Source organism: uncultured Jatrophihabitans sp. (assembly GCF_964246335.1).
Classification (GTDB): Bacteria; Actinomycetota; Actinomycetes; order Mycobacteriales; family Jatrophihabitantaceae; genus Jatrophihabitans.
On sequence record NZ_CAXTQF010000006.1, the window covers coordinates 52,378 to 66,619 of the forward strand.

The 14,242-nt window shown below is 71.0% G+C and carries 12 protein-coding genes; 1 reads left to right on the forward strand and 11 read right to left on the reverse strand.

Annotated features, from left to right (window positions below):
* Positions 1 to 25 precede the first annotated feature (25 nt).
* A complete protein-coding gene (locus ACFFCN_RS03360) occupies positions 26 to 466 on the forward strand; it encodes an ester cyclase (protein ID WP_375489709.1) in 441 nt (146 codons plus the stop codon).
* A gap of 6 nt (positions 467 to 472) precedes the next feature.
* Here the strand turns inward: ACFFCN_RS03360 and ACFFCN_RS03365 are convergent, their stop codons facing one another.
* From ACFFCN_RS03365 to ACFFCN_RS03415, 11 genes are read right to left on the reverse strand one after another with little or no spacing between them, the layout of a single operon-like run.
* Complete coding sequence (locus ACFFCN_RS03365; RefSeq protein WP_375489710.1) at positions 473 to 2,077, reverse strand: amino acid permease; 1,605 nt, start codon at positions 2,075 to 2,077, stop codon at positions 473 to 475.
* Positions 2,074 to 3,555, reverse strand: a complete 1,482-nt coding sequence (locus ACFFCN_RS03370) for an aldehyde dehydrogenase family protein (protein ID WP_375489711.1) — start codon at positions 3,553 to 3,555, stop codon at positions 2,074 to 2,076. The genes ACFFCN_RS03365 and ACFFCN_RS03370 overlap by 4 nt, the downstream gene beginning before the upstream one ends.
* Entirely contained in the window at positions 3,552 to 5,216 is a 1,665-nt protein-coding gene (betA, locus tag ACFFCN_RS03375) for a choline dehydrogenase (protein WP_375489712.1), read from the reverse strand. The genes ACFFCN_RS03370 and betA overlap by 4 nt, the downstream gene beginning before the upstream one ends.
* A 45-nt stretch (positions 5,217 to 5,261) precedes the next feature.
* Positions 5,262 to 7,397: a glycosyltransferase family 39 protein gene (locus ACFFCN_RS03380; RefSeq protein ID WP_375489713.1), complete on the reverse strand. Its 2,136-nt coding sequence runs from the start codon at positions 7,395 to 7,397 to the stop codon at positions 5,262 to 5,264.
* On the reverse strand, positions 7,394 to 9,490 hold the full coding sequence (locus ACFFCN_RS03385) for an ArnT family glycosyltransferase (protein ID WP_375489714.1): 2,097 nt from the start codon (positions 9,488 to 9,490) through the stop codon (positions 7,394 to 7,396). Before ACFFCN_RS03385 ends, ACFFCN_RS03380 begins: the two co-directional genes overlap by 4 nt.
* Positions 9,487 to 10,737 (reverse strand): glycosyltransferase, encoded by a 1,251-nt coding sequence (locus tag ACFFCN_RS03390; protein WP_375489715.1) that lies wholly within the window; start codon positions 10,735 to 10,737, stop codon positions 9,487 to 9,489. Before ACFFCN_RS03390 ends, ACFFCN_RS03385 begins: the two co-directional genes overlap by 4 nt.
* Positions 10,738 to 10,782: 45 nt before the next feature.
* Positions 10,783 to 11,004, reverse strand: coding sequence for a ferredoxin (locus tag ACFFCN_RS03395; protein ID WP_375489716.1), 222 nt, complete (start codon positions 11,002 to 11,004; stop codon positions 10,783 to 10,785).
* A gap of 1 nt (position 11,005) precedes the next feature.
* Entirely contained in the window at positions 11,006 to 12,262 is a 1,257-nt protein-coding gene (locus ACFFCN_RS03400; RefSeq protein ID WP_375489717.1) for an NADH-ubiquinone oxidoreductase-F iron-sulfur binding region domain-containing protein, read from the reverse strand.
* Positions 12,259 to 12,858 (reverse strand): hypothetical protein, encoded by a 600-nt coding sequence (locus ACFFCN_RS03405; protein ID WP_375489718.1) that lies wholly within the window; start codon positions 12,856 to 12,858, stop codon positions 12,259 to 12,261. The genes ACFFCN_RS03400 and ACFFCN_RS03405 overlap by 4 nt, the downstream gene beginning before the upstream one ends.
* A complete protein-coding gene (locus ACFFCN_RS03410; RefSeq protein WP_375489719.1) occupies positions 12,855 to 13,796 on the reverse strand; it encodes an FAD:protein FMN transferase in 942 nt (313 codons plus the stop codon). The genes ACFFCN_RS03405 and ACFFCN_RS03410 overlap by 4 nt, the downstream gene beginning before the upstream one ends.
* A complete protein-coding gene (locus ACFFCN_RS03415) occupies positions 13,793 to 14,134 on the reverse strand; it encodes a hypothetical protein (RefSeq protein WP_375489720.1) in 342 nt (113 codons plus the stop codon). The genes ACFFCN_RS03410 and ACFFCN_RS03415 overlap by 4 nt, the downstream gene beginning before the upstream one ends.
* Positions 14,135 to 14,242 lie beyond the last annotated feature (108 nt).

A 14,242-nucleotide genomic window follows, 5' to 3' on the forward strand; every position in this document is an offset into this window, starting at 1 on the left:
CGTGACGACGGTTGGGAGCACGGCTGTGAGCAGCGGATTCACCCGGGAGGAACTGGTTGCGCGGATGACTCGTGCAGGCGAGCTAGAGGTGTCCGGCGATGCACCGGAGGAGCTGAAACGCTATTTCGCGCCGGGCTACCGGTTCAGGGGCCCGGGTGGTGTCGAGCTCGACCTCGACGGCCTGCTCGGGTATTTCGCGTCAGTGCGTGACGCGTTCGACGACCGTTCCATTCGACGAGGGATCGTCATCGTGGAGGCCAACGACATGGCCTGCCAGACGTGGATCGAAGGCACCTTCGTCCGTGAGTTCACGCAGTCACCGGTCGGGCCGCTGCCGCCGAACAATCGACGCGTGACGTTCGACCTGTTCAACATCTTCCACTTCGACGACGAGGGGCGCTTCACCGACGACGCCATTCGCGTGGACAACTACGACGTGCTCACGCAGCTCGGCTGGGCGCCGTGACGCGAATCAGGCCGGGGCGGCGCCGAGCTCGCCGTCCGACGCCGCTGCGCCGAGCTCCTCGGCCGGTGCGGCGGGCAGGGCACGGTGCTCGGCGAGTACTTCGCTGGTCTTGTTGTGCAGTGTCGTGAAGTAGTAGATGCCGCCGATCACCACGATGCCGCCGACGAACACGAACGCGCCGTACTGGAAGTACCAGTGGTCCGAGCCGTAGACGTCCGGCCGGGGCCACGCGAGGTTGATGACGACCGCCGTTTGGTAAAGCACCGCGACGACGTTGACGAACGTGCCGAACGGCCCCATGGAGAAATACGGACCGTGGTTCTTGCGCGGCCACTCGCCCTTGAATCGGCGCAACAGCAGCGGGCCGGTGACGCACATGTACGCGATGTAGAACAAGATGATCGCGACCGACGTCAGGACGTAGAACACCCGCTGGTTGCCGATGTTGACCAGCAGCAGCACGACGGTCAGCACGCCGATGACGATCGCCGGCACGATCGGCGTGCGGGACTTGCCCGACACCCGCGCCACCCTCGAACCGAACGGCAGCCGGCCGTCGCGGGCCATGGTGAACATGATGCGGATACCGGCCGTGTGCACGGCCAACGCACACACCGTGATGGCGATCGCCGAGCACACCAGGAAGATGTCGCCGACGCCGTTGCCGAGCACGGCCTTGACGACGTAGGGCAGGCCCAGCGTGCCGATCGCCTTGATGACGTTCGCCCGCTCGATGTTCGGCATCGACATGAAGGCGAACAGGATGAGCAGCGCGCCGAGCACAGCGGCGGCGCCGAGCGCGCGCAGGATGGCCGACGGGGCGTGCTTACGCGGATTGTTCGTCTCCTCGGCGAGCGAACCCGCGGTGTCGAACCCGTAGAAGATGTAGCAACTGGCCAGGCCGGCGATCAGGAACGCGCCGAAGTACCCCCATGTCCGGCCGTCGCCGGTGCCGTTGGTGTGCATGATGATGGCCGGGCTGCGGGTGATGTGGAACGCGAGCAGGATCACCAACACGGTCGCGCCGACGAGCTCGATGGCGACGCCGACGTTGTTGATGATCGCCATCACCTTGACGCCGATCATGTTGATCACCGTTGTGAACACCACGAGCAGCAACGCGAGCACGACCGCGTTCTTCGCACCGTCCGGGGTCAGGTAGCTGCCGACGTCGGCGGAGCCACCGACGAACTCGAAGGTGTCCGAGATCTGCGGCAGGATCACCTGGTACGCGACAGCAACGGCGGCGACAGTGACGATCGCGCCGATCAGGATGATCCAGCCCGCCATCCACGACGTCAGCGGCCGCGCGACCTGCTTCGACCATTGGTAGACGCTGCCGGCCAACGGGAACTGGCCGGCCATCTCGGCGAAGCACATCCCGACGAGGAACTGGCCGAGGAACACGATCGGCCACGTCCACCAGTAGGCCGGGCCGCCGAAGGCGAAGCCGAAGCCGAACAGCTGAAAGACGCCGGTGAGGATCGAGATGTAGCTGAATCCTGCTGCGAATGACGAGAACTTGCCCAGCGATCTGTCGAGCTCCTGCTTGTAACCGAAGCTCGCGAGTTCGTCGTGGTCGGCGTTGCTCGCGGGTCGTGTTGCCGTCATGGCGTCCTCCGGTTCGGGAACCAGTACTGCGGTCGGGGATCGATCGTCTGCCAGATGTGCTTGGTCTCGCGGTATTCATCCAGCCCGGACGGGCCGAGCTCGCGGCCGATGCCGGACTGCCCGTAGCCGCCCCACTCGGCCTGCGGGAGGTACGGGTGGAAGTCGTTGATCCAGATCGTGCCGTGCCGCAGCCGGCCGGCGATCCGTTGGGCTTTGCCGGCGTCCTGCGTGAAGACGCCGCCGGCGAGCCCGTAATGGGTGTCGTTGGCGATGCGCACCGCCTCGTCCTCGTCGTCGAACGTCTCGACGGTCAGCACCGGGCCGAACGACTCGTCGTGCACGCACGCCATGCCGCCGTGACACCCGTCAAGGATGGTCGGCCGGTAGTAGAAACCGTCGGCCAGTTCCGGTTCGCGCGGGCGCTCACCGCCGCAGCGCAGTTTCGCGCCGTCGTCGATCGCCTGTGCGACGTAGGCCTCGATCTTGTCGCGGTGGGCGGCGGAGATGAGCGGGCCGGCCTGTGCGTCGTCGTCGAACGGACCGCCGAGCACAATGCGGTCGGCTCGTTCGACGAGTTCGTCGACGAACCGGTCGTGCAACGACGCCTCGACGACCAGGCGCGTGCCGGCCGAGCACACCTGGCCCGAGTGCAGGAACACGGCGGTCAGCGCGAAGTCGACGGCCGTCTCGAAGTCGGCGTCGGCGAACACGATGTTGGGGTTCTTGCCACCGAGCTCGAGCGCGACGCGCTTGACGGTCGGCGCGGCGGCGGCCGCGATGCGCTTGCCCGTCTCCAGCCCGCCGGTGAACGAGACGAGGTCGACGTCCGTGTGCTCGGCGAGCGGCGCGCCGGCGACCGGCCCGGCGCCCAGAACGAGGTTGGCGACGCCGGCCGGCAGTCCCGCCTCGGTCAGCGCGCGCATGAGCATGATCGCGGTCGACGGCGTCAGCTCGCTGGGCTTGAGCACGAAGGTGTTGCCGGCGAGCAGGCACGGCGCGACCTTCCACGCGGTCTGCAGCAGCGGGTAGTTCCACGGCGTGATCAGCCCGCAGACGCCGACCGGCTCGTGCACGATGCGGCTGATCGCGTCCGCGCGGCCGGTGTCCACGACGCGGCCGGTCTGCTTGCCGGCGAGCCCGGCGTAGTAGCGGAAGCACGCCGCGATGTCGGCCATGTCGTACTGCGATTCGACAAAGCGCTTGCCCGTGTCGCGTGACTCTGCGCCGGCGAAGTCGTCGGCGTCGCGGTCGAGGACGTCCGCCACGCGGTGCAGCAGCGCGCCGCGTTCCGGTTCGGGCGTGGCGGACCAGATGCCTGCGTCGAAGGTCTGTCGGGCAGCAGCGATGGCGGCCAGCACGTCGTCGGTCGTCGCCTCGGCCACCGTCGCGACCGATGCGCCGTTCGCCGGGCAGCGGATCTCGCGGGTGCCGCCGTCGGACGCATCGCGCCACTCGCCCCCGATGAACAGTTGACTCACGCAGGGGTCCCGGGGCTGGCGCGGTAGAACTCGCGGGTGTCGGCCACCAGCGGGGTGTTGCCGAGGATGAGGTCGGCGGCCTTCTCCGCGCTCATCATCACCGGCGCGTAGATGTTGCCGTTCGGGATGTAGGGGAAGATCGACGCGTCGACCACCTTGAGGTTCTCGACGCCGCGCACGTCCATCGTCACCGGGTCGACGACCGCCATGTCGTCAGTGCCCATCTTGGCCGTGCAGGACGGGTGCAGCGCGGTCTCGCCGTCGTTGCGGACCCACTCGAGGATCTCGTCGTCGGTCTTGACGGCGTCGCCGGGCGAGATCTCGCCACCGTTGTACGGCGCCATGGCCGGCTGGTTGAGGATGTCCCGCGCGACGTGGATGGCCTCGATCCACTCACGCCGATCCTGGTCGGTGGACAAATAGTTGAAGCGCAGCTCGGGCTTGCGTCTCGGATCGGTCGACGTGATCTTCACCGAGCCTCGGCAGTCGGAGAACATCGGCCCGATGTGCACCTGGTAGCCGTCGCCCGACGCCGGCGCCGACCCGTCGTAGCGCACGGCCACCGGCAGGAAGTGGAACATCAGGTTCGGGTAGCGCTCGTCGTCGTTGCTGCGCGCGAAACCGCCGCCCTCGAAATGGTTCGTCGCGCCGGGACCGGAACGCAGGAACAGCCACTGCGCGCCGACCGGCAGCATCCACTTCTTCGCCATGTACTTCTGCATCGACACCGGCTGCTTGCAGGCGTACTGGATGTACACCTCGAGGTGGTCCTGCATGTTCTCGCCCACGCCGGGCACGTCGGCGCGTGCGATGATGCCGACCCGTTGCAGCTTGGCGGCGTTGCCGATGCCCGAGAGCTGCAACAGCTGCGGCGTGTTGATGGCGCCGCCGCTGAGGATGACCGTCTCGGCCAACGCAGTGCGTCCACGCCGGCGGTGCAGGTACTCGACACCGGTGGCGCGGGTGCCGTCGAACAGCACCCGGGTGACGTGCGCGCCGGTGACCAGTTTCAGGTTCGGCCGGTCGAGGACAGGGTGCAGATAGGCGCGCGCGGCGGACCAGCGCCGGCCCTTGCGCACGTTGCGGTCGAACGCGGTGAAGCCCTCTTGCCGCAGGCCGTTGACGTCCGTCGTCCGCGGGTACCCGGCCTGCACGGTGGCCTCGAAGAACGCCTCGAACAGCGGGTTCGACGCCGGGCCGCGTTCGAGCCAGAGCGGCCCGTCCTTGCCGCGCCATGGGTCGTCCGCGTCGGCCGCGAGACAGTTCTCCATCCGCTTGAAGTACGGCAGGCAGTGCGCGTAGTCCCAGGACTCCATGCCCGCGTCGGCGCCCCAGCGCTCGTAGTCCATCGGGTTGCCGCGCTGGAAGATCATCCCGTTGATGCTGCTCGAACCGCCGAGCACCTTGCCGCGTGCGTGGTAGACGCGCCGGCCGTTCATCTGCGGCTCGGGCTCCGACTCGTATTTCCAGTCGTAGAAGCGATTGCCGATCGGGTAGGTCAGCGCGGCCGGCATGTGGATGAAGACGTCCCACGGATAGTCGCGGCGCCCGGCTTCGAGCACCAGGACGTCGTTGCTCGGATCGGCCGACAGACGGTTCGCGAGCGCGCACCCCGCGGAACCGCCGCCGACGATGACGAAGGTGTGCCGCTGCGAAGCCATGGCGGGAATCTAGACCCGCGCGGCCCAAGATCGGCAGTACCCGCGCTACGTGCTTTGCGTGAGGTCGTACACGGTGCTGCCGCCGACCGTCTTCGCGGTGTACGTCTTGGCCACCCACTGCTGGATCTTGTACGCCGTCGACGTGTTCGCCGCCGTCGAGCCGATGAAGCCCTGGCCGTCCGCCACGTAGTAGTGGATCTTGCCGGCGGCGACGAGCTTCTGGAAGGCGCTCAAGGTGATCGCGTCGTCGGTGCCGTTGTAGCCGCCGAGCGACATCACGGAGTTGCCGGTGGCGAGTTCGAGTGAGGACGCCTCGTTGTCGCTCGTCGTAGCGGCCACCCACGCGTACTTGCTCGCGTTCTCGGTCAGCGCCGTGCGCAGTGCCGTGCTGACGGTGGTCGCGCCGCCGAGACCGCCCATGCCACCGCGCCCGCCCATTCCGCCGCGCCCGCCCATGCCGCCACGACCGCTCGTGCCGCCGGGGAAACCGCCGCGGGTGCGTGCGCCGGCGCCGTTCGTCGTCGACCCCGAGGCGCTCCCTTGCATCGCACGGTTGCCGAAGCCGCCGGTGCCGCCGGGCCGGCCGCCGCCGGGGCGCGTGCCGCCACCGGCACGAGCGCCGCCGGGGCCCAGCCCACCGCCGAACATGCCGCCCGCACTGGCCGGCCCCGCGGTGGGCAGTGCCCCGGTGTGCGCGGTTGACGCGGTCTGCACGGCGTACGCGCCCGGTGCGATCAGCAGCGCCGCCGCGGTCAACACAGCCACGACGAGCCGGTGCACGCGGTGCGCGGCCAGCACGGCCACGCAAGCGAGCACGCCGGCGCCGAGCACGATCCAGCGCAGCTCCGGATGCCACGCCGCGCGGCCGAGCAGCACCGCGCTCCACACCGCGCCGGCCGCGACGAGCGCCGCGAGCACCCAGCGCGCCGCGACACCGTTGCGTACCCGCCACAACTCGGCCGCGCCAAGTCCGACGAGCGCCGCGATGGCCGGGGCCAGCGCCACCGTGTAGTAGGAGTGGATGATGCCGCTCGCCAGGCTGAACACGACGCCGGTGACCAGCAGCCAGCCGCCCCAGACGATCGCGCTCGCGCGCAACGCGTCGGTGCGCGGCCGGCGCAGCGTCAGCCAGATGAGCGCACCGAGCCCGATCAGTGCGGCGGGCAGCAGCCAACTGATCTGCGCGCCCATCTCCGAGCCGAACAACCGGAACAGGCCGGTCTGCCCGCTGGAGAACCCGCCGCCGGTGGTGCCACCCATCCCGACGCTGCCGTTGTTGTCGCCGCCGGTCAACCGGCCGACGCCGTTGTAACCGAAGATCAATTGCAACACGCTGTTGTCGGTCGAGCCGCCGATGTAGGGCCGGGAGCCGGCCGGCCACAGCTCGACGAGCGCGATCCACCAGCCCGCGGCGACGACCATCGCTGCGCCCGCGGCGAGCAGATGCAGGACACGCTTGCGCAGCGGAGTCGGCGCGGCGACGAGATATGCGAGCGCGAACCCGGGCACGACGAGCAGGCCCTGCAGCATCTTCGTGAGGAACGCGAAGCCCAGCAGGACGCCCGCGATGATCAACCAGCGTGGCCGGCCGGCCTGCACGGCGCGGATCGTCCCGTACGCCGCGCCCGTCATCAGCAGCACGAGCAGCGCGTCCGGGTTGTCGAAGCGGAACATCAGCGCGGCGACCGGCGTGGTGGCCAGTGCGGCTCCGGCCAGCAGTCCGCCGGCTCGCGTGCTGACCCGCGTCACCGCCGCGTACAACACGCCGACCGCGGCCACGCCCTCGAGCGCCTGCGGCACGAGGACCGCCCACGAGTTCGCGCCGAAGATCTTCACCGACAGGTCCATCACCCACAGCGAAGCGGGCGGCTTGTCGACGGTGATGAAGTTGGACTGGTCGAGGGAGCCGAACAGGAACGCCTTCCAGCTCTTGGCGCCGGCCTGCGCCGCGGCCGCATAGAACTGATTCGCCCACCCGGACTTCGAGAGCCCGATCAGGCAGAGCAGCGCGGTGCCGACGAGCAGCCCGACGAGCGGCAGGTGCTCGCGTCGGGGCCACGCGCGCCGGCCCGAGCCCTTCCCGTCGAGTGGCGCGAGTTCCGTCGAGTGACGCGAAATATCGCGCCACTCATCCGTTTCCGCGCCACTCAACGAGGGGGACGGGTGGGCGGTGGTGGTCATGACTTGGCCTTCGTGAGGTCGTAGACGGTGCTGCCGCCGACGGTCTTCGCGGTGTAGTGCGCCGCCACCCACGTGGTGATCGCGCTGGACCCGCCGCGTCCGCCGCCGAAACCGCCGCCACCGCCGGAGACGAAGTAGTGGATCTTGCCTTCGTGTACCAGCTTCTCGAACTGCGCGAGCGTGGGTGCGGCGTCGGTGCCGCTGAACCCGCCGATGGCCATGACGGCCTGGCCGCTGGACAGTTCGAGCGGGCCGGCCGACTGCGAACCGATGGTTGCGGCCGCCCACTTCGTCGTAGTCGCCTTGAGCAGCTTCACCAGCGCGCTGTTCGTGGTGGTGGCGCCGCCGCCCATCCCGCCGCCGAAGCTGCCGCGCATACCGCCGCGGTTGCTTCCTGTGCCGGCACCGCTCGGGCGCTCACCGCTGCGCGAGCCGCTGGTGCCGCCCGGGAACTGCGAGGCCGTGCCACCGGTGCCGGCGGTCCCACCCGGCGCGCCGCCGCGGGTCGAGCCGGAACCGGACATGCCGCCACCCGGGAAGCCGCCCTGGCGTGTACCGCCGCCGGGCGCTCCACCGCGCATCCCGCCGCCGAACCCGCCCATCCCGCCGGAGGTCGCCGGGCCGGCGGTCGGTGTCGATCCGGTGTGCGCCGTGGCCGCGGTGTCCAGCGCGTACGCGGCCGAACCACCGGTCAGCGTCACGATGCCGCTCAGCGCCACTGCCACCACCAGCGACCGGCGCAGCAGGTGGCGGGGCAGGAGCACGCCCACCGCCGCGACGATCGCGAGCACCACGAGGACGTAGGACAGCCACGGATAGAACGACGACGTGCGGTGCAGCAGCGCGTAACTCCAGAACCCGGTGACCAACACGCCCGCAGCCAACGCGAGCCGCGCAGCAGTTATGGCACGCATCCGCCACAACACGATCGCGCCGGTTCCGACCAGCGAAGCAATCGCCGGAGCGAGCTCGACGGTGTAGTACGTGTGGATGATGCCGCTGGCAAAGCTCAGCACGCCTGCCGTGACGAGCAGCCAGCCGCCCCAGATGATGGCCGCCGCACGCGTCCGGTCGGTCCGTGCAGCCCGGCCGGCCAGCACGGCCAGCGCCACGATCGCCAGCAACGCCGTGGGCAGCAGCCACGCGATCTGCCCGCCGTTGAGCGAGTTGAACATCCGGCCGATGCCGGTCGATCCGTCGAACCCACCGCCACCGCCCGGGCCGCCGCCGGATCCTGAACCCCCGGACAGCCGGGACAGCCCGTTGTAACCGAAGGCGAGGCCGAGCGGGGAGTTGTCCCCGGAACCGCCGATGTACGGACGGTCGGCGGCGGGCGTGAGCTGTACGGCCAGGATCCACCAGCCGGCGCCGACGACGATCCCGACCCCTGCGGCGAGCAGCTGCAGCAGCCTGGTGCGCAGCCGGGTCGGCGCCGCCACGAGGTAGGCGAGTGCGAGCGCGGGCAGCACGGTGAACGGTTGCAGGCCCTTGGCGAGGAACGAGAAGCCCATGACGAGGCCGGCGAGCACCAGCCACCGCGTGGACGCGGCGTCGATCGCCCGTGTCACGCAATACGCGGCGGCGACGATCAGCAGCGTCATCAACGCATCGGGGTTGTCGAACCGGAACATCAACACCGCGACCGGTGTCAGCGCGAGCAACGCGCCGGACAGGATGCCGGCCCAGTGGCCGAACCAGCGCTTCACCGTCGCGTGCAGCAGCCACACCGCCAGCACGCCCATGATCGCCTGGGGTACGAGCATTGACCACGAGTTGAAACCGAAGATCCGTCCGGAGATCTCCATCGGCCACAGGGACGCCGGCGGCTTGTCGACGGTGATGAAGTTCGACGAGTCGAACGAGCCGAAGAAGAACGCCTTCCAGCTCTTGGTGCCCGCCTGCACGGCGGCTGCATAGAAGTCGTTGGCGTTGCCCGAGGCGCCCAGGCCCCACACGTAGAGCAGCGTGGTGGCGGCGAGCAGAACCCCGAGTGAGCCGCGCTCGAACCGCTTCGTCCGGCGCGGATCACGGGGCCGGTCGCGTTTGATGACATCGCCGTCGACGACGGCGGGGGAGTCGATGGTGGTGGTCACTGTGCGGCCTCCTCGGCTGCGGTGGCGGGGGTGTCGTTGGCGCGGCGGCGGAAGACCCACTCGCGCATCAGGACGAATCGCAGGATGGTCGCGAGCAGGTTCGCCGCGATCAGCACGCTCAGCTCGAGCAGCCGCCCGGCGTTCGGCGCGGTGGTGTGCAGCACCCACAGCGCGCCGCTCGTCAGTACGAGGCCGAGACCGAAGACGACGAGCCCTTGCATCTGGTGCCGCCCCGCGCCGGCGCCACGGACACCGAAGGTGAACCGGCGGTTGGCGGCGGTGTTCGCGACTGCGGTGATCAACAGGGCCAGCAGGTTCGCGCTCTGCGCGCCGGTCGACGGGCGGAACGCCAAGAACAGCAGCAGGTAGGCCAGCGTGCTCAGCGCGCCGATGCCGGCGAACCGGATCGCCTGGCTGGTGAGCCGCCGCGGCACCCCCGGGACGATCGGCTCGTCCCGTCCCGCCGCGGCGCGCAGCTCGCGCAACGGAAGATCACCGCGGGCGAGCGCGCGCCCGACACGGGCGATGCCGCGCAGGTCGGCGAGCGCGGTAGAGCCGATGTCCACCCGACTGTCCGGATCGTCTACCCAGTCGACCGGCACCTCGGCGATACGCATGCCACTGCGTTCGGCAAGCACGAGCAGTTCGGTGTCGAAGAACCAGGCCTTGTCCTCGACGTGCGGCAGCAGCGCCCGCGCAGCTTCGGTGCGCATCGCCTTGAACCCGCACTGGGCGTCCGAGAAACCGGCGCGCAGCGTGGTCCGCAGCAGGAGGTTGTACGAGCGGGAGATGATCTCGCGCTTGGGCCCACGCGTGACCCGCGCGGCCCTGGACAAGCGCGAACCGATCGCGACGTCGCTGTGCCCGGACATCAGCGGCGCGACGAGCGGCAGCAGTGCGGCGAGGTCGGTCGACAGGTCGACATCCATGTAGGCGACGACCTTGGCCTGCGATGCCGCCCAGACGTGCTGCAGCGCACGGCCGCGCCCCTTGGCGTCGAGGTGGACGGCGCGCACCCCGTCGAGTTCGCGGGTCAGCCGCTGCGCGTGTGACCACGTCGCGTCGGTGCTCGCGTTGTCGGCGATCGTGATCAGCGCGTCGAACGGGAAGTCGCTGCGCAGGAACGCGTGCAGACGTCGCACGCTGCGTTCGAGATCGGCCTCCTCGTTGTACACGGGCACGACGATCTCGACGTCGACGACTGGGTGATCGGACGTCGAGGCGTAGGTCTCGGCGAGCGCGGTCATGGGTCTTCCCTTCACAGAACAGGTGGGTACGGGTGCGCGGGCCGGTCAGCGGCCGGCAGCGGACGTGGTGGTGGCGAGGCGGAGCGCGAGCGCGGGGCAGGCGGCGACGGTGCGGCGGGCTGCGCCCACGGCTTCGACGTCGGCGTCGTCGACGTGCTGCCCGTGCAGGACGGGGAAGCCCCACTCGTCCAGGGCGATGCCGTCGGGCAGCAGCGCCGCGCAGACGCCGTGCCCGTCGCACCGGACGCGATCGATCAGCAGGTCCATGTCAACCACCCGCGATCGGGAGCTGGCCGAGCACCGGACGGCCGCAGCCGCCGTGGGCGAGATGGGAGTCCGTCTCGTCGTGCAGCAGGTGGAGGCCGGACGTGACGAAGCGGGCTGCGCCGTCCGGGTGGGCGCAGGCACCGCGGCCGATGACGGTGCGGGCGTGGTCGAACGCTGCGCCGACGGCGGGTGCGCCGGCCGCGAGCGCCCCGACGTCGCGGGCCAGCGCGGGCAGGCCGAACGTGCACGGACCGCACTGCTGCGCGGATTCACCGGCCAACCACGTCGTCACCCGCGCGAGCTCACCCAGTGCGCAGGTGTCCTCGCCGACCACCAGCAGCACGCCGGCGCCGAGCGTGCCGCCGGCCGCCGCAGCGCCGGCCCGGGAGAGGCGGATACCGCCGATCGGCGCCAGCCAGGAACCGTGATAGCCGCCGAGCACGACGGCCTGCGGCCGCGCGGTCGGGTGGGTCGCGGCGAGCAGGATGTCCAGCGGGGTACCGAGCGGCACCTCGACGACGCCGTGCCGGGCAACCGCACCACCGACGCTGAGCAGCGTGGTGCCGGGCTCGTCCGCGGTGCCGGTAGCGCCGAACCGGTGCGGTCCGATGCGCAGCAGCACCGTGAGCTGGGCGAAGGTCTCGACGTTGGCGAGCAGCACGCCGCGGTCGGTGAGGTGGTCGCGGCGGCCGGGCGGTAAGGCGGGTCCGCCGGCGGTCGCCCGGGCCACCGCGCGTGCCTCGCCGGCGACGAAGCCGCCGCCGATGACCTGCACACGCACGCGCCGCGCGTCGCTTCGTTCGGCGAGTGCATTGCGCACCACGGCCGCGGTGCGTTCGTCGTGCACCGCCACCGTCACCGAGTGGGCGCCGATCGCGGCGCCGGTGGCGAGCGCGCCGTCGAGGACGAGGTGCGGCGTGCGGCGCAGCAGAACGCGGTCCTTGCTGCTCGCCGGCTCGCTCTCCGTGCCGTTGACGACCAGCCTGCGCCGCCCCGGAGCGAGGGCGCGGATCTTCGCGGCGAACGGGAATCCGGCGCCGCCGCGGCCCGCGATGCCGCCGACGCCGTCCAGGTGCGCCAGCAGCCGGTCGACGTCGTTGCCGAGCATCGGGCCGTGGACGGCGAGGTGCTGCGCCAGCGTCAGCGTGGTGGCGTGGTCGAGCCCGGCAAGCAGCCGCGGCGCGCTGATCGCCCACGTCACCGGCTCGGTCGGCGACGCCGTCGCGGTGCTGTTCGCAGTGGGCAGCATGGCGGTCATCGGGGTGCTCCTGCCATCTCGGGGCGGGTGTGGACGTGCGTCGGCTGACGGCGTGGGGCATCGGTGCGTCGGCGCGGGACGAGCCGGGCAGCGGTAGCGCCGACCACGGCCACGAGGCACGTCACGTAGATCGCGCGCACCCAGCCGAGCGAACTGTCGGTGCCGGACTCGAAGCCGTGCACCAGCGCGGCTGCCCAGGCGCCGTAGGACAGGGCGTGCAGCGTCCGCCAGAGCGCGGCGCCACGCGACGACGCCGCCAGCCGGCCGCGCGCGGCGCCGAGGACAGCGGCGAACACGAGGGTGTACGCGGCCAGCGAGCCGAGCGCGATCCAGGTCGGCCGGTAGCCGGAGGTAAACGGGATGACCGCGCCACGCCAGCCGACGTGTGCGTAGGAGTCGGCGAGGATGGTCGCCACGTGCAGGACGAGCACGACGATGCCCAGGCTGCCGCAGACCCGGTGCAGGTACTGCACGACATAGCGCCGTTGCGGGTGGCCCGCGGCCATCCGCGAGCCGAGCGCGCCGAGGCAGATCGACGCGGTGACGAGCACCAAGGCGGACAGCCCGGCGCCGCGCGCGGTGAACCAGATGTTCATCGTGGCGCTCCTGCCGTGCGGGCCGCGGGCAATGCCGGCCAGGCGGGCGTGCGGACGACCGTGCCGTCCTGATCGACGAAGCGGGCCGCGAGCCCGCGGGCGGCGAACCGCTCGACGGCATCGCCGGCGCGCACGATCGCCGCGGTGGACGCCGTGTTGGCGGCGAGCGCGGAGCCGGCGGCGACCGACACCGTCCGCCAGCGGCCGACGGCCGGCAGCTGCGTCACCGGGTCGACGATGTGGTGCTGCAGCTGCCCGGCGCGTTGCCAGCGGCGCACCGTGGTGGTGGACGTGGCCAGGCCGCCGTGCGTGACGCGCACCGTCTGGCCCTGGGCGCCCTCGCGCTCGGCGACGCGGATGCGCCAGCCGTCCCCCGGCGGCGATCCGGCTACCGCGAGGTCGCCGCCCAGTTCGACCAGTACGCCGACGCCGTAGCGCTGCGCCAGCTGGTGCGCCGCATGGTCGGCCGTCCAGGCCTTCGCGGTCGCGCCGAGGTCGAGCGCGCAGCCGCGCGGCACGGTGAGCAGCCCGGCCTCGCGATGCAGTCGGATCGCCCGCCACCCACCGACACGGGCGGTGGGGACGCACGCGGGCTCGCGCCGATCGCACGGGAGGTCTGCGATGTCGCGGTCGTATCCGATGTGGTGCATCGCGAGGCCGAGGGTCGGGTCGACGGCGCCGTCGGTGTGCCGCGCCGCGTCGAGCGCGGCGGCGACCAGCTCGACGAGCAGGTGCGGCACGGCGACGGGTCGTCCCGCCGCGGCGTTGGCGCGCGAGAGCGCCGAGTCCGGCCGGAACCGGCTGGCCGCCGCGTCGACGCGATCGAGCAGCGCCATGAGGTCCTGCGTCGCCGGGCGAAGTACGCGCCCGTCGGTGACGACGAGGCGCATCGTGCAGCTCCAGGCCCGGCCGACCCAGGTCGCAGGGGTGGCGCTCATGAGCCGTTGCTCCCGCCGTCGCTGCCGCCGCCCTGCTGCGTGCCGGAGATGCCGCTCGAGTCGGACGACGACGACGAGGACGACGATGAGGACGGAGTCGAGGACGACGAAGTCGACGACGGAGTCGAGGACGACGAGGTGGACGTCGACGACTTCGTGTTACCGGTGGTCGTCGAACTCGAACTCGAACTCGAGCTCGATGCCGTCTGCGCGGAGCTGGACACGCCGGCGATCAGCCCGACGGTCACCGCACCGGCCGCTGCGGCGGCGACGGTGCCGGCCAGGGTGGCGCGCCCGTGCAGGCGGCGAACGCTGCTGCGCGGCGTCTGTTCGTTCATGTCGACCACCATGGGTCGACGCGGGTCAGGGAGCCGTCAGAGCACGGTCAAGGAAAGGTCAAGCTCTGCTGGGCGGGGCTCAAGAGCGCTGAGCTTCGCCCCGCAAAC

Bases quoted from the DNA above. Each gene is read 5' to 3' on its own strand.
- ACFFCN_RS03410 (WP_375489719.1), bottom strand. From the start codon at position 13,796: ATGAGCGCCACCCCTGCGACCTGGGTCGGCCGGGCCTGGAGCTGCACG.
- ACFFCN_RS03405 (WP_375489718.1), bottom strand. From the start codon at position 12,858: ATGAACATCTGGTTCACCGCGCGCGGCGCCGGGCTGTCCGCCTTGGTG.
- betA (WP_375489712.1), bottom strand. From the start codon at position 5,216: ATGGCTTCGCAGCGGCACACCTTCGTCATCGTCGGCGGCGGTTCCGCG.
- ACFFCN_RS03380 (WP_375489713.1), bottom strand. From the start codon at position 7,397: ATGACCACCACCGCCCACCCGTCCCCCTCGTTGAGTGGCGCGGAAACG.
- ACFFCN_RS03415 (WP_375489720.1), bottom strand. From the start codon at position 14,134: ATGAACGAACAGACGCCGCGCAGCAGCGTTCGCCGCCTGCACGGGCGC.
- ACFFCN_RS03395 (WP_375489716.1), bottom strand. From the start codon at position 11,004: ATGGACCTGCTGATCGATCGCGTCCGGTGCGACGGGCACGGCGTCTGC.
- ACFFCN_RS03390 (WP_375489715.1), bottom strand. From the start codon at position 10,737: ATGACCGCGCTCGCCGAGACCTACGCCTCGACGTCCGATCACCCAGTC.
- ACFFCN_RS03365 (WP_375489710.1), bottom strand. From the start codon at position 2,077: ATGACGGCAACACGACCCGCGAGCAACGCCGACCACGACGAACTCGCG.
- ACFFCN_RS03400 (WP_375489717.1), bottom strand. From the start codon at position 12,262: ATGACCGCCATGCTGCCCACTGCGAACAGCACCGCGACGGCGTCGCCG.